Source organism: Pseudomonas sp. TMP9, assembly GCF_037943105.1.
Lineage (GTDB): Bacteria > Pseudomonadota > Gammaproteobacteria > Pseudomonadales > Pseudomonadaceae > Aquipseudomonas.
In genome coordinates this window covers 228555-249017 of record NZ_CP149803.1, presented here as the reverse complement: position 1 = coordinate 249017, position 20463 = coordinate 228555, and the positions used below count along the sequence as shown (strand labels likewise).

The 20463-nt window shown below is 58.9% G+C and carries 20 protein-coding genes and 1 tRNA gene; 15 read left to right on the top strand and 6 right to left on the bottom strand.

Annotation, left to right across the window (positions count from 1 at the left end):
- Positions 1 to 221 precede the first annotated feature (221 nt).
- The 10 genes from WF513_RS01195 to rfbD all read left to right on the top strand — a co-directional run bounded on the left by WF513_RS01195 (position 222) and on the right by rfbD (position 8387).
- Entirely contained in the window at positions 222 to 995 is a 774-nt protein-coding gene (locus WF513_RS01195; protein WP_339080927.1) for an ABC transporter ATP-binding protein, read from the top strand.
- 18 nt (positions 996 to 1013) lie between these two features.
- A complete protein-coding gene (locus tag WF513_RS01190; protein WP_339080926.1) occupies positions 1014 to 1766 on the top strand; it encodes an ABC transporter substrate-binding protein in 753 nt (250 codons plus the stop codon).
- A gap of 50 nt (positions 1767 to 1816) precedes the next feature.
- Positions 1817 to 2512 (top strand): ABC transporter permease, encoded by a 696-nt coding sequence (locus tag WF513_RS01185; RefSeq protein ID WP_339080925.1) that lies wholly within the window; start codon positions 1817 to 1819, stop codon positions 2510 to 2512.
- Positions 2509 to 3279 carry an ABC transporter permease gene (locus WF513_RS01180; RefSeq protein WP_339080924.1) on the top strand — a complete coding sequence of 257 codons (771 nt, stop codon included), beginning with the start codon at positions 2509 to 2511 and terminating at the stop codon, positions 3277 to 3279. The genes WF513_RS01185 and WF513_RS01180 overlap by 4 nt, the downstream gene beginning before the upstream one ends.
- 37 nt (positions 3280 to 3316) lie before the next feature.
- Positions 3317 to 4591, top strand: a complete 1275-nt coding sequence (locus WF513_RS01175; RefSeq protein WP_339080923.1) for a methyltransferase — start codon at positions 3317 to 3319, stop codon at positions 4589 to 4591.
- Between the two features lie 247 nt (positions 4592 to 4838).
- Positions 4839 to 4914 (top strand) — tRNA-Thr (locus tag WF513_RS01170).
- A 134-nt stretch (positions 4915 to 5048) separates the two neighbouring features.
- Entirely contained in the window at positions 5049 to 6101 is a 1053-nt protein-coding gene (gene rfbB, locus WF513_RS01165; protein ID WP_339080921.1) for a dTDP-glucose 4,6-dehydratase, read from the top strand.
- Positions 6102 to 6112: 11 nt separating this feature from the next.
- Positions 6113 to 6979, top strand: a complete 867-nt coding sequence (rfbA, locus tag WF513_RS01160) for a glucose-1-phosphate thymidylyltransferase RfbA (RefSeq protein ID WP_339080920.1) — start codon at positions 6113 to 6115, stop codon at positions 6977 to 6979.
- A 2-nt stretch (positions 6980 to 6981) separates the two neighbouring features.
- A complete protein-coding gene (rfbC, locus tag WF513_RS01155) occupies positions 6982 to 7527 on the top strand; it encodes a dTDP-4-dehydrorhamnose 3,5-epimerase (protein WP_339080919.1) in 546 nt (181 codons plus the stop codon).
- Positions 7473 to 8387, top strand: a complete 915-nt coding sequence (gene rfbD, locus WF513_RS01150; RefSeq protein ID WP_339083366.1) for a dTDP-4-dehydrorhamnose reductase — start codon at positions 7473 to 7475, stop codon at positions 8385 to 8387. Before rfbC ends, rfbD begins: the two co-directional genes overlap by 55 nt.
- On the opposite strand, the gene WF513_RS01145 is transcribed toward rfbD, so the two are convergent.
- Positions 8384 to 8569: a hypothetical protein gene (locus WF513_RS01145; RefSeq protein WP_339080917.1), complete on the bottom strand. Its 186-nt coding sequence runs from the start codon at positions 8567 to 8569 to the stop codon at positions 8384 to 8386. The two genes, rfbD and WF513_RS01145, sit on opposite strands and share 4 nt — an antisense overlap.
- Before the next feature lie 230 nt (positions 8570 to 8799).
- Between WF513_RS01145 and WF513_RS01140 the strand changes: the two genes are divergently transcribed.
- The 5 genes from WF513_RS01140 to dctM all read left to right on the top strand — a co-directional run bounded on the left by WF513_RS01140 (position 8800) and on the right by dctM (position 15362).
- Positions 8800 to 10611 carry an ATP-binding protein gene (locus WF513_RS01140; RefSeq protein ID WP_339080916.1) on the top strand — a complete coding sequence of 604 codons (1812 nt, stop codon included), beginning with the start codon at positions 8800 to 8802 and terminating at the stop codon, positions 10609 to 10611.
- Positions 10608 to 12011, top strand: coding sequence for a sigma-54 dependent transcriptional regulator (locus WF513_RS01135; protein ID WP_339080914.1), 1404 nt, complete (start codon positions 10608 to 10610; stop codon positions 12009 to 12011). Before WF513_RS01140 ends, WF513_RS01135 begins: the two co-directional genes overlap by 4 nt.
- A gap of 293 nt (positions 12012 to 12304) precedes the next feature.
- Entirely contained in the window at positions 12305 to 13309 is a 1005-nt protein-coding gene (locus WF513_RS01130; protein WP_339080913.1) for a DctP family TRAP transporter solute-binding subunit, read from the top strand.
- 140 nt (positions 13310 to 13449) lie between these two features.
- Positions 13450 to 14082 carry a TRAP transporter small permease gene (locus WF513_RS01125; protein ID WP_339080912.1) on the top strand — a complete coding sequence of 211 codons (633 nt, stop codon included), beginning with the start codon at positions 13450 to 13452 and terminating at the stop codon, positions 14080 to 14082.
- Entirely contained in the window at positions 14079 to 15362 is a 1284-nt protein-coding gene (dctM, locus tag WF513_RS01120; RefSeq protein WP_339080911.1) for a C4-dicarboxylate TRAP transporter large permease protein DctM, read from the top strand. The genes WF513_RS01125 and dctM overlap by 4 nt, the downstream gene beginning before the upstream one ends.
- 187 nt (positions 15363 to 15549) lie before the next feature.
- On the opposite strand, the gene WF513_RS01115 is transcribed toward dctM, so the two are convergent.
- The 5 genes from WF513_RS01115 to WF513_RS01095 are packed head-to-tail and all read right to left on the bottom strand — an operon-like array spanning position 15550 to position 20397.
- A complete protein-coding gene (locus WF513_RS01115; RefSeq protein WP_339080910.1) occupies positions 15550 to 16767 on the bottom strand; it encodes a 2-octaprenyl-3-methyl-6-methoxy-1,4-benzoquinol hydroxylase in 1218 nt (405 codons plus the stop codon).
- Positions 16768 to 16781: 14 nt separating this feature from the next.
- A complete protein-coding gene (locus tag WF513_RS01110) occupies positions 16782 to 17264 on the bottom strand; it encodes a DUF4442 domain-containing protein (RefSeq protein WP_339080909.1) in 483 nt (160 codons plus the stop codon).
- 12 nt (positions 17265 to 17276) lie between these two features.
- Positions 17277 to 18455 (bottom strand): 2-octaprenyl-6-methoxyphenyl hydroxylase, encoded by a 1179-nt coding sequence (gene ubiH / locus WF513_RS01105; RefSeq protein WP_339080908.1) that lies wholly within the window; start codon positions 18453 to 18455, stop codon positions 17277 to 17279.
- A gap of 3 nt (positions 18456 to 18458) precedes the next feature.
- Entirely contained in the window at positions 18459 to 19793 is a 1335-nt protein-coding gene (pepP, locus tag WF513_RS01100; RefSeq protein WP_339080907.1) for a Xaa-Pro aminopeptidase, read from the bottom strand.
- A gap of 49 nt (positions 19794 to 19842) precedes the next feature.
- Complete coding sequence (locus WF513_RS01095; RefSeq protein ID WP_339080906.1) at positions 19843 to 20397, bottom strand: YecA family protein; 555 nt, start codon at positions 20395 to 20397, stop codon at positions 19843 to 19845.
- Between the last annotated feature and the right edge of the window lie 66 nt (positions 20398 to 20463).

Below are 20463 nucleotides of genomic sequence, written 5' to 3'. Positions count from 1 at the left end.
TTTGTTGCCCGTAATTCTTGGCAGGGCGGCCTGCCAAGGCTCTTGTCAGCACTCAAATTGTGCTTGCGCGACAGCCAGCTGCAACCAAGCGACAGCATGATCGGTCGAGCACCCCATGGCCGGTAAACGGCTTGGCTGTGAGGGAATCGCTATGCTAGCTTGACGCATCACCGGGACGGCAACGCAACGCCTTAGAACTCCAGATAAGAAGAGGACCCCCCATGGCTGAGGCCACGCCCGCGCTGGAAATTCGCAATTTGCACAAACGCTACGGCGACCTTGAGGTGCTCAAGGGTATCTCCCTCACCGCGCGCGATGGCGATGTAATCTCCATTCTAGGTTCTTCTGGTTCCGGTAAATCGACCTTCCTGCGCTGCATCAACCTGCTGGAAAACCCACACAAGGGGCAGATATTCCTCGCCGGCGAAGAGCTCAAGCTAAAAGCCGCGAAGAATGGTGACTTGGTCGCTGCCGACAGCCGACAGATCAACCGCCTGCGTAGCGAGATCGGTTTTGTCTTCCAGAATTTCAATCTATGGCCGCACATGAGCGTGCTCGACAACATCATCGAGGCGCCGCGTCGCGTGCTTGGCCAGACCAAGGCCGAGGCCATTGAGGTAGCCGAAGCGCTGCTGGACAAGGTCGGGATCGCCGACAAACGCCATGTTTATCCGAATCAACTCTCCGGCGGGCAGCAACAGCGCGCTGCAATTGCGCGCACCCTGGCCATGCAGCCGAAAGTTATTCTGTTTGATGAGCCGACTTCGGCTCTCGACCCGGAAATGGTACAAGAAGTGCTTAATGTGATCCGCGCGCTCGCCGAAGAAGGTCGCACCATGCTGCTGGTCACCCATGAAATGGGCTTTGCCCGTCAAGTGTCCAGCGAAGTGGTGTTTCTGCATCAGGGTTTGGTTGAAGAACAAGGCTCCCCGGAGCAAGTTTTTGACAACCCAAGCTCGGCACGCTGCAAACAATTCATGTCCAGCAATCACTAATACACGGAGCAACTACGCATGCATAACTACAAGAAAATCCTGCTGGCCGCTGCCGCCACTCTGGCATTCGGTACCAGCGCCGTCGCTGCTGACAAACTGAAACTGGGTACCGAAGGTGCCTACCCGCCGTTCAACTTGATTGATGCCAGTGGCCAGGTCGGTGGTTTTGACGTGGAAATCGGCCAAGCCCTGTGTGCCAAGATGAAGGCCGAGTGCGAAGTAGTGACGTCGGATTGGGACGGCATTATTCCAGCCCTGAACGCGAAGAAGTTCGACTTCCTGATTGCCTCTATGTCGATCACCGAAGAGCGTAAGGTAGCGGTTGATTTCACCGAACCTTACTACACCAACAAACTGCAGTTCGTAGCGCCTAAAGGTGGCGAATTCAAAACCGACAAAGCCAGCCTGCAAGACAAGGTCATCGGTGCTCAGCGCGCCACCATCGCCGGCACCTGGCTGGAAGATAACCTTGATGGCGTAGTCGATATCAAGCTGTACGACACCCAAGAAAACGCCTACCTCGACCTGTCCTCAGGTCGTCTTGATGGCATTCTCGCGGACACCTTCGTGCAGTGGGAATGGCTGAAGAGTGACGCCGGTAAAAGCTTTGAATTCAAAGGTGATCCAGTCTTCGACAACGACAAAATCGGTATTGCCGTGCGTAAAGGTGATGCATTGCGCGAGAAGCTGAATACCGCGCTGGCCGAAATCATCGCCGACGGCACGTATAAGAAGATCAACGACAAGTACTTCCCGTTCAGCATTTACTAAGCTGCCGGCACTGCGTCGCCCGCCCGGGCGGCGCAGGCTTCTGAGCCTCTATGACTTTCGACCTTTACGGATTCGGCCCGGCCTTGGCTGCTGGCACTCTGATGACTATCAAGCTGGCGCTCAGCGCGCTGTGCCTGGGTCTGGTGCTCGGTTTGCTCGGCGCGCTCGCCAAGACTTCGCCCTACAAGCCGCTGCAATGGCTTGGCGGCACCTATTCGACCATCGTGCGCGGCATACCCGAACTGCTCTGGGTATTGCTGATCTATTTCGGCACCGTGCAATTGATGCGCAACTTGGCGGACCTGCTCGGCATTGAAAGCCTTGAGCTGAACGCCTTCGCCGCCGGCACCATTGCCCTCGGTATTTGTTTCGGCGCTTACGCCACCGAGGTATTTCGTGGTGCCATCCTGGCCATCCCTAAGGGCCACCGCGAAGCGGGCCTGGCGCTGGGCATGTCTAAACCTCGGATCTTCTGGCGGCTGATCTTGCCGCAAATGTGGCGTATCGCCCTGCCCGGTTTGGGCAACCTGTTTATGATCCTGATGAAGGACACTGCACTGGTCTCAGTCATCGGTTTGGAAGAAATCATGCGCCGCTCACAAATCGCCGTGACCTCAAGCAAAGAGCCGTTCACCTTCTTCTTAGTGGCGGCATTTATTTACTTGGGCCTAACCGTCTTGGCGATGATCGGCATGTACTTCCTGGAAAAACGCGCCAGCCGTGGCTTTGTCAGGAGCACCTCATGAAAAAAGGCACGGAAATAGCCGCGTGGTCCATTGCCCTCGCACTGATCGCTTATGCACTGTGGGCCGGCCTAACCGCGCTCAACTGGGACGTGATCATCAAATGGCTGCCGCGCCTGACTAAAGGTGCGGCGCTGACCTTGGAATTGGTGGGCATTGCAGTTGTTGCCGGTTTGATCCTGGCCATCCCGATGGGTATCGCCCGCTCATCGCGTCACTGGTATGTCAGGGCCATGCCTTATGGCTACATATTCTTCTTCCGCGGCACGCCACTGCTGGTGCAGCTGTTTTTGGTGTATTACGGCTTGGCGCAGTTCGATGCGGTGCGCGAGGGCCCACTCTGGCCCTACCTGCGCTCCCCCTATTGGTGCGCAGTGCTGACCATGACGATGCACACCGCTGCCTATATTGCTGAAATTTTACGCGGCGCTATTCAGGCGGTGCCGCCAGGTGAAATAGAAGCGGCACGCGCACTAGGTATGTCGCGGGCCAAGACCATGTTTTATATCGTCTTGCCGCGCGCCGCGCGCATCGGTCTGCCGGCCTACAGCAATGAAGTCATTCTGATGCTCAAAGCCAGCGCCCTCGCCAGCACCGTGACCCTGCTAGAGCTCACCGGCATGGCCCGTACCATCATCGCCCGCACCTATTTGCCGGTAGAGATTTTCTTCGCCGCAGGGATGTTCTATCTGCTGATCGCCTTCCTGCTGGTTCGCGGCTTCAAGCTGCTGGAACGCTGGCTGCGCGTCGACGCCTGCCAAGGCCGCTGATTGCCTGAGGGCAAACGCCCTCAGGTGAGGCCTCATCATGCTCACCACCTCACACACCCGTATCCTGCAAAGTGCTGATCTGCTGCAGCGTTTTCAGTCGCTCGACAGCTTCCTCTGTGAACACCAAACGCTGTGGCGGCCCAGACCTTTTGTGCATTACCCGCACACGCCTTGGGAAACTACGCACCCGCAGCTAGCCGCTTGGCTGCGAGCACAAAGCTTGGCGCACGCAGAAGCCGCGCATACCCAGCCACACCTGCTAGCAGCACCCGAGCCCTTCCCACAACTGGCCGCCCAGGCTTACAGGCTGAGTGAGGTCGGTGAGCTGCAGCGCTCCCCGGCAACGGTTTTGCCCGCGCGTGCGCGCGCCGACGTACCGGGGCGCAAACAGCAGCAGATCGATGCGTTTGCCCGCAGCCTAGATTTTACCCACACACCGCAACACTGGCTGGATTGGTGCGCCGGTAAAGGCCACCTCGGCCGCTTGCTCGCACACAGCGGCGGCGCACTGACTTGCCTGGAATACAACCCGCAGCTGGTTGCTGCCGGCCAACAACTCAGCCATAAGCTTGGCATCAAGGCCGTACATGTTGCGCAGGATGTAATGGCCGCTGATGCCGCAACGCAGCTGCAAGCAAACCACACGCCTGTGGCGTTGCATGCGTGCGGCGAACTGCACACACGCTTGCTGCAACTCGCCAGTCAGGTCGGCTGCCGGCAACTGGCTATCGCGCCCTGCTGCTACAACCGCATCAGCACGCTGACCTATCAGCCGCTGTCGACAACCGCGCAAGCCTCAACGCTGCAACTGTCCATCGACGACCTCGGCCTACCCCTGAGCGAAACCGTTACCGCTGGCGCGCGAGTACGCCGCCAGCGCGATCAATCAATGGCACGACGCCTGGCCTTCGACCTATTACAACGCCAGCTTCGCGGCATCAATGAATACCTGCCCACTCCATCGCTGCCCTCTGCTTGGCTGGGCAAGTCCTTTACCGACTACTGCAAAGACCTAGCAGCACTCAAGCAACTGCCAGCACCCATGGCGCATGACTGGCAACAGCTTGAACAAACGGGCTGGCAGCGGCTAGCAGAGGTGCGCAATCTGGAACTGCTACGAGGCCTATTCCGCCGCCCACTTGAACTCTGGCTCCTGCTCGACCGCGCCCTGTTTCTGCAAGAGCAGGGTTACACCGTGCGCCTAGGCACCTTCTGCACGCCTCAACAAAGCCCACGCAATTTGCTGTTACTCGCCGAATACCAATCCCAGCTGCCCACAGTTTCTGTGGATAACTCTGTTGATAGATTCTGAGTAAACCGCGCAAACGCACATCGCAGAAGGCCCTCGATACATTACGGATTTTTCGATCTTAAAATATAACGTTTAAAAACAGATGCTTACCAAATACCGTGAGCCGGTGCACAACATCTGACCGCGCCCTCCCTAAATGCACGACTTATGTGCATAAGCATTTCGCGGCTGATAACAATCCCTGCATATTTCTATGCTCGCAGCCCTTTACTCCGCTAAATGAATCGATATAATGCGCCCCACAAACGCCGGTATAGCTCAGCTGGTAGAGCAACTGACTTGTAATCAGTAGGTCCCGAGTTCGACTCTTGGTGCCGGCACCATACAAATAAAGCCTCGCAGTAATGCGGGGCTTTTTTTTGCGTATTGAAAATACTGATAGCTTGCCCGCACAGGCTCAACTTGCAACACTCCCCGCCAAATTTTACAAACAGCCTCTTTGAAGAAGGTACGGCCTGTGCACATTCTCATCACCGGCGGCGCCGGCTTTATCGGTTCAGCATTGATTCGTCATCTGCTGAATCACAGCGAGCATCAGGTACTTAACCTCGACAAACTGACTTATGCCGGTAATCTCGAGTCGTTGGCCAGCGTTGCAAGTCATCCGCGCTATCGCTTTGTGCAGGCTGACATTGCCAACAGCGCGGCCGTCAGCAGAGCACTGGCTGAGTTTCAGCCAGACGCGATCATGCACCTGGCCGCTGAGTCCCATGTCGACCGCTCCATCGACGGGCCATCGGCCTTTATCCAAACGAATATCGTCGGCACCTATGCACTGCTTGAGGCCACACGCGGCTACTGGTCGCAGCTAGATCCAGCGCGTAAGGCAGCGTTTCGCTTTCATCACATTTCTACCGACGAGGTGTATGGCGATCTGCATGGCGTGGACGACCTGTTTACTGAGACCACGCCCTACGCACCGAGCTCGCCTTACTCGGCAAGCAAAGCGGCATCAGACCACTTGGTGCGCGCCTGGCAGCGTACCTATGGCTTACCGGTGCTGATCACCAACTGCTCGAACAATTACGGCCCCTACCACTTTCCGGAGAAACTTATTCCGCTGGTCATCCTCAATGCTCTGGATGGTAAGTCGCTGCCGGTATATGGCAACGGCCAGCAGGTGCGTGACTGGCTGTATGTGGACGATCATGCCCGGGCGCTGTTGCAGGTCGTGAGCGAAGGTAAGGTCGGCGAAACTTACAACATCGGTGGCCACAACGAGCAAACCAACCTGCATGTGGTGGAAAGTATCTGTGCGCTGCTAGATGAGTTAAGCCCGCGCCGGAGTGGCTCGTATGTAGCGCAAATAAAATTTGTCAGCGACCGCCCAGGTCACGACCTGCGCTATGCCATTGATGCCAGCAAGATTGAACGCGAGCTGGGCTGGAAACCTACCGAGACCTTCGCCAGCGGCCTGCGCAAAACCGTGATGTGGTATCTGGAAAATCTCGACTGGTGCCGCCGTGTGCAAGATGGCAGCTATCAACGCGAACGCCTCGGCGCATTATAAGGAGCGGCATAATGAAAGGCATTGTTCTCGCCGGCGGTTCTGGTAGCCGTCTGCACCCCATTACTCTGGGCGTATCCAAACAGCTGCTACCGATCTACGACAAGCCGATGATCTATTACCCGCTCTCGGTGTTGATGCTTGCCGGTGTACGCGAAATTCTGATCATTTCCACCCCGCAAGACTTACCGAACTTTCGCAAAATGCTCGGCGATGGTAGTCAGTTTGGGGTGCGCTTCGAGTACATCGAACAGCCCTCACCCGACGGTCTGGCCCAAGCTTTCTTACTCGGTGAAGATTTTATTGGTGATGATTCGGTGTGCCTGATCCTGGGCGACAATATTTTTCACGGCCAGCACTTCACCGAGATGCTACTGCGCGCCGCCGCCGAGTCGAGCGGAGCGACGGTGTTCGGTTATTGGGTTAAGGATCCCGAGCGTTTCGGCGTAGTCGAGTACGACGACAGCGGCCGCGCCATCTCCATTGAAGAAAAACCAGCTGCGCCAAAATCGCACTATGCGGTGACCGGCCTGTATTTTTATGACAACGACGTGATCGAGATCGCCAAGGCCGTCAAACCCTCGCCGCGCGGTGAGCTGGAAATCACAGACGTTAATATCGCCTACCTGCAGCGCGGTGACTTGCGCGTCGAACGTTTCGGTCGCGGCTTTGCCTGGCTTGATACTGGCACCCATGACAGCCTGCTGGAGGCCTCGCAATACGTGCAAACCATCGAACACCGCCAAGGCCTGAAAGTCGCCTGCCTAGAAGAAATCGCCTACCAACAGGGCTGGATTGATCGCCAGCAACTGCTGATACAAGCCAACGCTTTCGGTAAAACCGGTTACGGCCAGTACCTGTTCAAACTGGCCGAGGAGTAAGCATGCAACGTGTTAACACCGACCTATCCGGCGTGATCGTGCTCGAACCTAAGGTATTTGGTGATGAGCGTGGCTTTTTTTTCGAGAGCTTCAATGCCCGCCGTTTCGCCGATGCCACCGGCCTGCAGCTTGAATTTGTCCAAGACAACCATTCGCGCTCGCAACGCGGCGTGCTGCGCGGCCTGCATTACCAAGTGCAGCAGGCGCAGGGCAAATTGGTTCGAGTCACGGCCGGTGAGGTGTATGACGTCGCGGTTGATTTACGCCGCAGCTCGCCCACTTTCGGGCGCTGGATGGGCGTGCATTTGTCCGCCGAAAACAAGCGCCAGTTATGGGTACCGGAAGGCTTTGCCCACGGTTTTGTAGTGCTCAGCGAATTCGCCGAGTTCCTCTATAAAACCACTGAGTACTACGCCCCGGAACATGAGCGCTGCATTCGCTGGGATGACCCAACGCTGGCCATAGACTGGCCATTACAGGAAGCGCCGCATCTATCGGCCAAAGATCAGGCCGGCGTGAGCTTCAGCGACGCGCAGGTGTTCCCTTGAAAATCCTCCTGCTCGGCCAGCATGGCCAGGTCAGCCGTGATTTACAGCGCAGTCTAAACGGGACTCATGAGCTAAGGGTGCTTAACCGCGAACAGCTTGACCTGGCTAAACCCGAGCTGATTCGCCAGCAAGTACAACGCCTGCAACCCGAGCTGATCATCAATGCCGCAGCACACACCGCCGTTGATCGAGCTGAAAGCGAGCCCGAACTGGCCTTCGCGATCAATGCCACAGCACCCGGCATTTTGGCTGAAGCGGCCGCCGAACTGAATGTGCCACTGATTCACTATTCCACCGATTACGTGTTCGACGGTCGTCAAACTAAGCCTTACCGTGAAAGCGACAGCACTAACCCGCTGAGTGCGTATGGCCGCAGCAAACTGGCTGGGGAGCACGCGATTCAGGCCGTCGGTGGTATGCACCTGATTCTGCGCACCAGCTGGGTCTACTCGCAGCATGGCAAAAACTTTCTGCTGACCATGCAACGCTTGCTGCAGGAGCGCGAAAGCCTATCCGTAGTGGACGACCAGATCGGCGCACCGACCTGGGCCGGCACTATCGCGCAGACCACGGCGCAGCTGATCACGCAATGGCATACCGGCCATGCCGGCCCGTGGGGCGTATATCACCTGACCGCGCAAGGTGAAACCAGCTGGTTCGGTTTTGCCAGCGCGATTGCGGCACACCTACACAGCCAGGGCAAACGCGTGGCGACGCTGCAACCCATCCCCAGCAGCGCCTACCCAACCCCGGCGCAGCGCCCGCTTAATTCACGGTTGGACTGCAGCCGTCTGCAGCAGGACTGGCACGTCCAGCTGCCGGATTGGCAAACCGCGCTGGAGCAGTGCCTGCGCAGCTAAACCCTGAAACGCTGAATTTGCTGCTGCAAACCGCTGGCCAGTTGCGCCAGATCGCAGCTGGCAATTGAGCTTTGTTCGGCGCTGCTGACCACTTCACCAATGCTGTCGTTGAGATGGGTGATGTTCTGGCTGATTTCGTTAGCCACCTCGGTTTGCTCTTCGGTGGCGGCGGAAATTTGCATATTGTCCGCGACACCCTCAATGACACGGACAATATGCGTCAATACCTCGCTGACTTCACGGGCAGAACTGACGCTGTTCTGCGCCTGCTCGCGCTACAGCTGCAGCGCGCTTACAGAACTGCAGGGAGTCAATAACTGGGTGGTATGTATATAGTGAGTACCAGTCGCATTTGCACCCTGTGAACTTATTTGTGGCTGGCTTTTTATTTTCTCGAACCCTGAGTCACTGCATGCCCTTACCTTCAACGTATAAGCGCCCGCGCTGGCGCAGCTTGGCAGTGCTGGCCTTGCTGTTGATCCCACTGTTGTGGCCTTTGCACCAGTTGGCCGAACGCTATTACAGCAATGAGTTAGCCGAGCAAAATAAGCAAACCCTTGACCTGTATGTGGCCAACTTGCTGGGCACGCTGCGCCGGTACGAAGTGCTACCGCCGATTTTGGCGGACTTACCCGCCATTCGCCTGACCCTACAAACCCCGAAGAGCCCTGCCCGCCGTGACAGCGCTAACCGCTTACTGAGCCAGTTGCAGCAACAAACCGGGGCCGATGTGATCTACCTGATGGCCGCCGATGGCACCACGCTGGCGGCGTCGAACTGGCGGCAAGAAGACTCCTTCGTGACGCGCAATTTCTCCTATCGCCCCTACTTTCGCGAGGCCATGCAAGGCCGGCCCGGACGCTTTTTTGGGCTGGGCACAACCTCAGGAAAGCGCGGTTATTTCTTCGCCGCGGCCATTCGCGATAGCGACAAGAACCTTGGCGTGATGGTGGTCAAGGTTGATCTTGATCACACTGAAACACTCTGGGGCAACCGTCCGGAGCAGCTGCTGGTAACGGATAACTACGGCGTGGTTATTCTCACCTCGCAGGCTGATTGGCGCTTTCACGCCACCCGCGAACTGGACAACGCCGAGCGCACAGCGATTGCGGACACCCAACCCTACCGCATTCAGTCGCCACCACCGCTGCAGCTCAAGCCTGCGGCCTGGCTGCGTCAAGGCCAAACCCTTGATGAAATTGGCTGGACCGTGAGCATCCTCACTCCGCGCTCACAGCTCGATCAACCGGTGCGTAGCACCGTGGCGGTCGGCGGCAGCACCTTACTCGCGCTGATCTTACTGATCGGCCTGCTGATGCAGCGCCGCCGGCATTATCTCGAGCGCATCGCTTTTGACACCCAGGCCCGCCAGCAACTTGAGCAGCGGGTGCTGGAACGCACCCTCGACTTGCAGCGCCTGAACAGCCGGCTCAAACAGGAAGTACTGGAGCGTGAACAAGCGCAGCAAAAGCTGGTGCAAGCCCAGGATGAACTGGTGCAAGCGAGCAAGCTGTCCGCGCTGGGCACCATGAGTGCGAGCATCAGCCATGAACTCAACCAGCCGCTGGCGGCCATCCGCAGCTACGCCGATAACGCCGGCGTATTGCTCGACCACCAACGTAACGACGACGCCCGTGCCAACCTTAAGCTGATCAGCCAGCTGACCCAGCGCATGGCGTCGATCATTGCGCACCTGCGCGCCTTTGCTCGACGTGATCGCCACGCCCCGGAAAGCGTAGCCCTGCAGCCCGCCATTGACGACGCACTGGCATTGTTGGCCAAGCGCCGTCAGGCCATGCAGGTTGAACTGATTCGCGACCTGCCCGATGCCACGCTGTGGGTGCAGGCCGGGGAAACTCGACTGCGTCAGGTGCTCGGCAACCTGCTGGCTAACGCCCTTGATGCCCTAGGCGAAGTGCCACAGCCGCGCCGCCTTTGGTTAAGTGCCGAACTGACCGCCGACGGGGTCAATCTGCACCTGCGTGACAATGGCCCGGGCTTTAGCCAAGAAGCCTTGCAACGCGCCCGCGAGCCGTTTTTCACCACCAAAACCAGCGCTCAGGGCTTGGGCCTGGGCCTGGCCATTTGCGATACCCTGATGCGCGCCCTGGGCGGCGAACTGCTGTTCGCCAACCACCCAGACGGCGGCGCTCAGCTGACCCTGCGCCTGCGCGCCGCAGATCAGGGCATCAAAACCCAATCGCCCGAGGACTTTGTTGTATGAGCATGATCGACGCCCGCACCGAAGTGCTGCTGATCGATGACGACCCGCACTTGCGCCAAGCGTTGAGCCAAACGCTCAACTTGGCCGGGCTCAAGGTCAGAACCTTGGCCGATGCCCATGGCGTCGCTGCTCGTATTGAGCCTGATTGGCCGGGCGTGGTGGTCAGTGATATCCGCATGCCCGGCATTGACGGCCTACAGCTGTTGCAGCAATTGCAGGCGCAAGACCCAGAGCTGCCGGTGCTGCTGATCACCGGTCACGGCGATATACCGCTGGCAGTGCAGGCGATGCGCGCGGGCGCTTATGACTTTTTAGAGAAGCCCTTCGCCAGCGATGACTTGCTTGATAGCGTGCGCCGCGCCCTCGCATTGCGCCGCTTAGTGCTGGATAACCGCAGCCTGCGCATGGCGTTGGCTGACCGCAACACCCTGTCGGCACGCTTGGTTGGGCAGTCCCCGGCGATGCTGCGGCTGCGCGAGCAAATTGGTGCGCTGGCCGGTATCAACAGTGATGTGCTGATCCTGGGTGAAACTGGCACGGGCAAGGAAGTGGTGGCGCGCGCCCTGCATGATCTGTCCAACCGCCGCAACGGACCGTTTGTGGCAATCAATGCCGGCGCGCTGGCCGAATCGGTGGTGGAGAGCGAGCTGTTCGGCCACGAACAGGGCGCGTTTACCGGCGCGCAAAAGCGCCGTATCGGCAAATTTGAGTTTGCCAATGGCGGCACCTTGTTCCTTGATGAAATTGAAAGCATGAGCCTCGACGTGCAGGTCAAACTGCTGCGCCTGCTGCAAGAGCGGGTGGTCGAGCGCCTCGGTGGCAACCAGTTGATCCCACTGGATATACGGGTGATTGCCGCGACCAAGGAAGACTTGCGCCAGGCCGCCGACCAAGGGCGCTTCCGCGCCGACCTGTATTACCGCCTCAACGTTGCTGCGTTACGCATCCCCGCCCTGCGCGAGCGCAGTGAAGATGCCCTGCTGCTGTTCCAACACTTTACCGAAGCCGCCAGCAGCCGGCATGGCTTGGCCGCGCGCACCCTGCAACCGATCCAGCGCGCGGCCCTGCTGCGTAACCCTTGGCCGGGCAATGTGCGCGAGTTGCAAAATGCCGCCGAGCGCTTTGCCCTCGGCCTTGAGCTGGACCTGGATCTGGATCTGGATCTGCAGAGCCGTACTGCGCACGCACAGGACGAAGCCGCCAATAGCGGCGGCCTGAATATGCAGGTGGAAGCCTTTGAGCGCAGCCTGATCAGCGCCGAACTCAGCCGCTCGCACAGCTCGCTGCGCAGCTTGGCCGAAGCGCTGGGCGTGCCGCGCAAAACCCTGCACGACAAACTGCGCAAGCACGGGTTGAGCTTCGCCGATGCTGGCGGAAGCTCGCCAGACAGCGCGGACTGATTGGCGGCTTTCCGCCAAAACCCATAACCCTCCGCCCTACAGAACCTTTGCAGAGCTTCTGCATATTCTTGTAAGCCACTGCTTTTATTAGATTTTAATCTGCACAGCAGTGCCAATTGCGGGCCTGGCATGGTGGTTGCTCTAGCTTCTTGCAGGCGATTCACTCACGCGCAGGTCTGGCCATCATGGCCCAGCGTCCGTCACCTTCTGACGGGCCGCCCGACCTGAGCATGCGCGCCCGACTTGCCGCGCTGCGGCGCACCACGCACTACAAAAACAAGAGGAATGACTCCATGTTCAAACTGACTGCCCAGGCGCTCGCATGCGCCCTGTCGCTGAGTATCGCCGGTATGGCCCACGCGGCCGAGTCGAAGCCGACCGCTCCGATCGTGATCAAATTCTCCCACGTGGTCGCCGACCACACCCCAAAAGGCCAAGGCGCTGCGCTGTTCAAAAAACTCGCTGAAGAGCGTTTGGGCGACAAGATTAAGGTTGAGGTGTACCCAAACTCCTCGCTGTTCGGCGACGGCAAGGAAATGGAAGCGCTGTTGCTCGGTGACGTGCAGCTGATCGCCCCATCGCTGGCTAAATTCGAGCAGTACACCAAGCAAATCCAGGTATTCGACCTGCCGTTTCTGTTCCAAGACATGGCCGCCGTCGACCGCTTCCAGCTAAGCCCTGAAGGTCAGGCGCTGCTGAAATCCATGGAAAGCAAAAACATCACCGGCTTGGCTTATTGGCACAACGGCCTCAAGCAGTTGTCCGCTAACAAGGCGCTGTATGAGCCAAAAGACGCACGTGGCCTGAAGTTCCGCGTGCAAGCCTCCGCCGTGCTTGATGAGCAGTTCAAGGCGATCCGAGCTAACCCGCGCAAAATGAGTTTTGCTGAGGTGTATCAGGGCCTGCAAACAGGCGTGGTCAACGGTGCCGAGAACCCTTACTCGAATATCTACAGCCAGAAAATGCATGAAGTGCAGAAGTACATCACCGAGTCCAACCACGGTGTACTCGACTACATGCTGATCACCAACACCACTTTCTGGAACGGCCTGCCTGCGGATGTGCGCAGCGAGCTCGACGCGATCATCGTGGAAGTGACAGCTGAAGTGAACAAGCAGGCTGACACCCTTAACGAAGGCGACAAGCAGCGCATCCTCGATGCCAAAACCACCGAAATCATCACCTTAACGCCTGAGCAGCGCGCTAAGTGGCGCGATGCGATGAAGCCGGTGTGGGGCAAGTTTGAAGCTGAAATTGGTGCTGACCTGATCAAGGCTGCTGACGCCGCTAACCAGTAAGACTGGTTTAAGCGCCGTTATAGCCCTCCCCCTCGGCTCGAGGGGGAGGGCTATAACGCCAGCACCTCACTCATCCTTCTCACGGCGGCCCCGCGTCGCCGTGACTCCGCGCGAACCCCTGCACATTGGAGGCTTTATCGATGAACGCCTTGCGGCGCGTCTGGGACCATTTCGAGGAAGGTTTTATTGCCTTTCTGCTGGCCGCCATGACGCTGGTGACTTTCGTCTACGTGATCCTCAATAACCTCTACACACTGTTCTACAACTTGGCGGACCGCTGGGAAGGTAGCAGTGAGTTGTTCTTCGCCATTGGCGACAGCATCCTCAGCATGGCCCAGTCGATGACCTGGAGCATTGCCCTAACCAAGGCGCTGTTCGCTTGGTTAATCTTTTTCGGCTTGGCTTACGGCGTGCGTACCGCCGGGCATATCGGCGTTGATGCGTTGGTGAAGCTGGCCAGCAAACCCATCCAGCGCATCATCGGTTTAATCGCTTGCCTGGCCTGCTTGGGCTATGCGGGGCTGATTGCCGTCGCCAGCTTCGACTGGGTGCACACCCTGTTTACTGCCGGTATTGGCGCTGAAGATTTAGGCCACTACGGCATCATGCAATGGCATATCACGGCGATCGTGCCGTTCGGCTATGCGCTGGTGTTTATCCGCTTCTTTGAGATTTTCGTGCGCATCCTGCGTAACCAGCAGACCGGCCTGGGCCTGGCGGATGAAGCCGCCGATGCGCTGAAGATCAATGAACACGGGGAGCACAAGCCATGACCATTCTGTTCCTGTTCCTGCTGTTGTTTGTGTTGATGTTTATCGGCGTACCGATTGCCGCCTCTTTGGGCTTGGCGGGCTCGATCACCATCATGCTGTTTAGCCCGGATTCGGTACGTTCGCTGGCAATCAAGCTGTTTGAAACCTCCGAGCACTACACCCTGCTAGCGATTCCGTTCTTCCTGCTGTCGGGTGCGTTTATGACCACCGGCGGCGTGGCCCAGCGCTTGATCGACTTTGCTAACGCCTGCGTCGGTCATATCCGCGGCGGCTTGGCGATTTCGGCAGTGATGGCGTGCATGCTGTTCGCGGCATTGTCCGGCTCATCACCGGCCACAGTGGCGGCGGTGGGCTCGATTGCCATCGCGGGCATGGTGCGCTCGGGTTATCCGCAGGCCTTTGGCGCGGGCATCGTCTGTAACGCCGGTACGCTGGGCATTCTGATTCCACCCTCGATTGTGATGGTGGTGTATGCCGCGGCAACCGAGCAGTCGGTAGGCAAGCTGTTTATGGCCGGCGTCATCCCGGGCCTGCTGCTGGGCGTGGCGCTGATGGTGGCGATTTATATCGTCGCGCGGAAGATGGACCTGCCGGCTATGCCGCGCGCCAGCCTGCGTCAGTTGCTGACTACGGCGCGAAAAGCCGTCTGGGGCTTGCTGTTGATGGTGATCATCCTCGGCGGCATCTATTCCGGTATGTTCACACCGACCGAAGCCGCTGCGGTAGCGGCAGTGTATGCCGGCTTCGTCGCGCTGTTTGTGTACAAAGACATGACGATTCGCGAGTGCCCCAAGGTGCTGCTGGACTCCGGCAAGCTGACCATCATGCTGATGTTCATCATCGCCAACGCCATGCTGTTTGCCCACGTGCTGACCACCGAGCAGATCCCGCAAACGATCACCGCCTGGGTTATCGACATGGGCCTGCAGCCTTGGCAGTTCTTGCTGGTGGTGAACATCGTGCTACTGGTGGCGGGAGCCTTTATGGAGCCGTCGGCGATCATCTTGATCCTCGCGCCGATCCTCTTTCCGATTGCCGTGCAACTGGGGATCGACCCGATTCACCTAGGCATCATCATGGTGGTGAACATGGAGATCGGCTTGATTACGCCGCCGGTGGGGTTGAACTTGTTCGTCACCTCAGCCGTGACGGGCATGCCGCTCACCGCCGTGATCAAGGCCGCTTGGCCGTGGCTGATGCTGCTGCTGGGCTTCTTGATGATCATCACTTACGTGCCTGCCGTGTCCATGGCGCTACCCAACTGGCTGGGCATGAACTGACTGCAACTGCGCGCGTACTTCCCTGCACACGTTTAGCCCGGCCTCAGCGCCGGGCTTTTTTTGCATATGGCTTTTGTAGGGTGGGGCGGGCCGCGCAGGTTAGCCGCGCGCCACCCTTACCGATATGACGCCACGCAGGACTCGGCGCAACCCACCATCGGCGTAATGCGCAGCATTATGTGCAGGGTTAGGCCCGCGCCAAATCCGGCAAATCGCCCGACAGGCCAAGCGCCTGACGGACAAACACAGCCTTGGCTTCCGGCAAGCCATCCACCCAGTTCAAGCCGCTGTTGCGCAGCAGACGAAGCGGCAATGGGTCGGCTTGGAATAAGCGCTGAAAACCCTCCATCGCCGCCATCATCGCCAAGTTGTGTGGCATGCGCCGGCGCTCATAGCGGCTCAGCACTTTCACATCACTCAGGCGTTCACCGCGCTGAATGGCGTGCAGTAACACTTCCGCCAGCACCGCCACATCAAGAAAGCCCAAGTTGACGCCTTGTCCGGCCAGCGGATGAATGCTGTGCGCAGCGTCGCCGATCAACGCCAAGCCGTCTTCAATGTAGCGTTTAGCGTGGCGTTGGCGCAGCGGGATGCACAGCCGTGCATCAGCCTGCAGCACCTCACCGAGGCGATGCTCGAAGGCAAAGCCTAAGGCACGGCGAAAACCTGCATCATCCAACGCCATCAGCCGCTCAGCCTCAACCGGGGTGACCGACCACACAATCGAGCACCAGTGTTCGCCCGCAGGGCCGGCCAACGGCAAAAAAGCCAACGGCCCGTCATCGGTAAACCGCTGCCAGGCGGTGGCTTGATGAGGTTTGCTGCAGCGCACGCTGGTGATAATCGCGTGGTGCAGGTAATCCCATTCGCGGGTAGCGCAACCGGCCAGGCGGCGGATAGCTGAGTTGGCGCCGTCAGCAGCAATCAGCAAGGGCGCGCGCAGTTCGCGACCGTCTTTTAAGCTGAGCAACCAGTCATCGCCGGAGCGGCGTAATTGCTCGACGCGGGCGTTGGCCAACAGGCCAATCGAGCTGTCATGCAAGCGTTCGAGCAGGGCATCCTGCACCACGCGGTTTTCGACGATATGACCGAGCACCTCGGCATGCACACTGGCTGCACTGAAGTGGATGTGCCCGGTGCCCGAACCGTCCCACACCTGCATGTCGCCGTAAGGGCTGGTGCGTCGCGCGGCGATGCCAGTCCACACCCCTAGGCGTTCAAGAATGCGCTGGCTAGCCCCCGACAGGGCACTGACCCGAGGCTCAAAGGCGGCGTGCGGATCGAACGGTTTAACGCTCAGCGGGCCGCCATCGACTAGGAGAATTTCCAGGCCTTGATCCTGCAGGGCCAACGCCAGGGCGCTGCCCACCATTCCTGCGCCGACAATGATCAGATCCGCGTGCATCACATGTTCCTTATTCAGACTACCTGCCGAGCGCGCGGTTTAAGCCGCACATACAGAGTCTTGTGCACCCGCGCCACCAAGGTGCCGCTGCTATCGCGTACGTTTACGTGCAGTTCGGGCAGGTACTTATCACCGTCTGCAGTGTGCGTACGAATATCGTCGAGTAACTGCTCGTCGATGCTGAAGTCGGCATACACCGGGCCTTTGCCGGGGGCGATAAAGTCGATGCGGGCGGCTTTGTCCCAGACGATAAAATCGCGGCCGAGGTTTTCCATGATCATCAGCATAAAAAACGGGTCAGTCATTGAGTACAAACTGCCCCCAAACTGGGTGCCAACATAGTTACGGTTATACCAGCCCAAACCCATTTTCACCTGCACCTGACGGAAGTCCGCGCTGATCTGCCGCACCCGTACACCCGCGCCTAAATAAGGCGGATACAGGTTCATCGCCCAGCGCAGCAGCCGTGCTTTGCGCGCCAGTTTTTTTGCCGACATCAGTCATTGCTCCTAACGGGTGCCAAGGCCCATGGCTTGGCGGGCAAACCAGCGTTTAGCCGGCGGTAGCAGATCAAGGCCTAACAAACCGAGATTGCGGCCGGCTGCCAGCAGTGGCTGGCCGGTGCTAAACAGACGGGTGACCTGGTCAGAGAAACCCACGGTGAGCTGCTGATCGCTCTGCTGGCTGCTCAAATAACGCTGCAAGGTGGCCAGATCGCCCAGCGGGGCGGTGCTTTGCAGCAAGGCTTCAGCCAGCCCCCAGGTGTCGCGTAGCGACAAATTAAAGCCCTGACCGGCAATCGGGTGCAGACTGTGCGCCGCATTACCCAGCACCACCAAATGCTGACGCACTTGCTCCTGCGCCGCCGTCAGGGCCAGCGAGTAGAGATGCCGCGTGCCGACTTGGCGCAGGCTGCCTAGGCGGTAACCAAAGGCCTGCTGCAGTTCACGTAGAAACGCTGCATCGTCGAGCTGCATTAAGCGCTCAGCTTCCGACGTGGCGCGGGTCCAGACCAACGCGCAGCGGTTATCCGCCAGCGGCAACATCGCCATCGGCCCTTCTTCGGTAAAGCGCTCAAAAGCCAGACCGTTGTGCGCATCCTGCGGGCTGACGTTGGCGATCAACGCACTCTGGCCATAGGGCATGCTACTGACCGCAATACCCAGCTGCTCACGCAAACAAGAGCGACCACCCTCAGCCAGAATGGCCAGGCCGCACTCAATCTCGCTGCCGTCATCCAGGGTCAGCTGGTAACCCTCTGCTAGCGCTTGCATGCGCGTGACATGGGCGGGGCTGCGCCAGCTCACTACGTCTGGGTCCAGCGCCTGCCACAGGCACTCACCGAGCCAGGCGTTTTCCACCACATAGCCCAGCGCCGGCACGCCCTCTTCTTCAGCGCTTAAGCGTGCAGCGGCAAAGCGGCCACGGTCGGAGACGTGAATCTGTTTGATCGGCTCAGCGCGCGGGCTGATCTGCTGCCACAGGCCAAGGCGTTGATAAATTTGCTGCGAGCCGAATGACAGGGCAGTGGAGCGGGCGTCGTAGCTCGGCTGGTAAGCATTGCCCGGGGTGAACGGTTCGATCAGACAAATACGCCAGCCGCGCTGCTTGGCTTCGCCCTGCAGAGCCATGGCCAAACTGGCACCCACAAGGCCGCCACCAATAATCGCGATATCCACCTGATGCATGCCCTAAGCCGCCTCGCTGCGAGCCGCAGCCATAAGTGCTTCGATCTCGGCGACGGTTTTCGGCACGCCGCCGGTGAGGATGTCGCAGCCGGCTTTAGTCACCACCACATCATCCTCAATGCGCACACCGATGCCGCGCCACTTCTTCGCCACGTCTTGATTGTCCACTGCGATGTAAATGCCGGGTTCAACCGTCATGGCCATGCCGACTTCTAGCTCGCGCCATTCGCCGCCCACCTTGTACTCACCGACATCGTGCACATCCATGCCCAGCCAATGCCCGGCACGGTGCATATAAAACGGTTTATAGGCCTCGCTGGCGATCAGCGCATCGACCTCGCCCTGCAGCAGGCCCAGCTCAACCAGCCCAGCGGTGATTACCTGCACCGTGGCTTCGTGAGCCTGGTTCCAGTGTTTTCCCGGACCGATTTCTTTAAAGGCGGCTTCTTGAGCGGCCAGCACCAGCTCGTAGATGGCTTTTTGCTCAGGGGAAAATACGCCGCTAACGGGAAAGGTACGGGTGATATCGCTGGCATAGCAGTCGATCTCGCAACCGGCATCAATCAGCACCAGATCGCCGTCTTTGAGTGCCGCGTCGTTCTCGCGGTAATGCAAGATGCAGGCATTCTTGCCCGCCGCGACGATGGAGCCATACGCCGGCATTTTCGCCCCGCCCTTGCGGAACTCGTAATCCAGCTCGGCTTCCAGGTGGTACTCAGACAGCCCGGCGCGGCTGGCCTGCATAGCCCGCACATGGGCGCGACAGGAGATATCTGCCGCTTCCTTCATCACCTTAATTTCGGCCGCCGACTTGTACAGGCGCAGGTCATGCAACAGATGCTCAAGGGTGACGAACTCATTGGGCGGCGTGGCGCCCTGCCGCGCTTTGGAGCGGATCACGTTGATCCACTCCATCAGCTGGCGGTCAAACTCATGGTGAGTGCCCATGGAGGAGTAGACCCGATCACGCCCCTCAATAAGCCCCGGCAAAATGTCATCAATATCGCCAATCGGAAAAGCGTCATCGGCACCGTAGTGGCTGATGGCGCCATCCTGGCCGGCGCGCAGGCCGTCCCACATTTCCCTTAGCGGATCACGCTCACGGCAAAACAAAACGTACTCGCCATGTTCACGACCCGGAATCAACGCAATCACCGCTTCCGGCTCAGGGAAGCCGGAGAGGTACTGAAAGTCGCTATCTTGGCGGTAGATGTGCTCAACATCGCGGTTGCGGATATACACCGGCGCGGCCGGCAAAATCGCGATGCTGTTGGGTTCCATCTGCGCCATCAGCGCCTTGCGCCGACGGGCGTATTCCGACTTGGGGATGCTGATCATGGGCAGAGTGGGTCCACTTCTGAATACCTGAAAACAGGTAACGTGAAAATCAATGCAGCGACGGTTTGGCCGCAGCCGCTTCAGGTTTGGCGCATTCGCTGAACAGCAGCAGCGGGGCAACGCGCAGGTACTCCATCACTTCCATGTAGTCCGTTTCGCCGTCTTCCGATTCTTCCAAGGCGTTCTGCACCTGGGCTATGGCTGAAAGGTCTTGCAGCACTTCCATGGCTTCCGCACTGAGGGCGCGGTCACGGGCGGTCAAACCAAAGCCTCCGAGGAAACCTTGGCACCATTGCCCCAGTGCCACAGCGCGCTCGCTCAAGGCCGCATCGTCGTTGGGCAATAACAGCACCACGGTGACGTCATTACTGGTCAGTTCGCCCTTGACCATTTCCTGCAGGCCGATCAGCGCTTGACGCACCGTATCTTCCGGCGCGGCGCCGAGCAGTTCGGCGGCATCCACCAGCCAAGAGTCGATCTCAAAGCCGGCGCCAGCGCAACTCCGGCCGAGCAGCAGGCCGTGCAATTCAGCAGGGGAAATGGTGTGACCGCTGCTGGCAAGCAGGGCAGAAAAAGCGGAATACGGCGAATTCGAAGTTGGCATAGATAACTAGGCGCAAAGCTGCGCAATCACTAGAATGGAGGCCCTGTATCCTAGCATCGGCAAGGG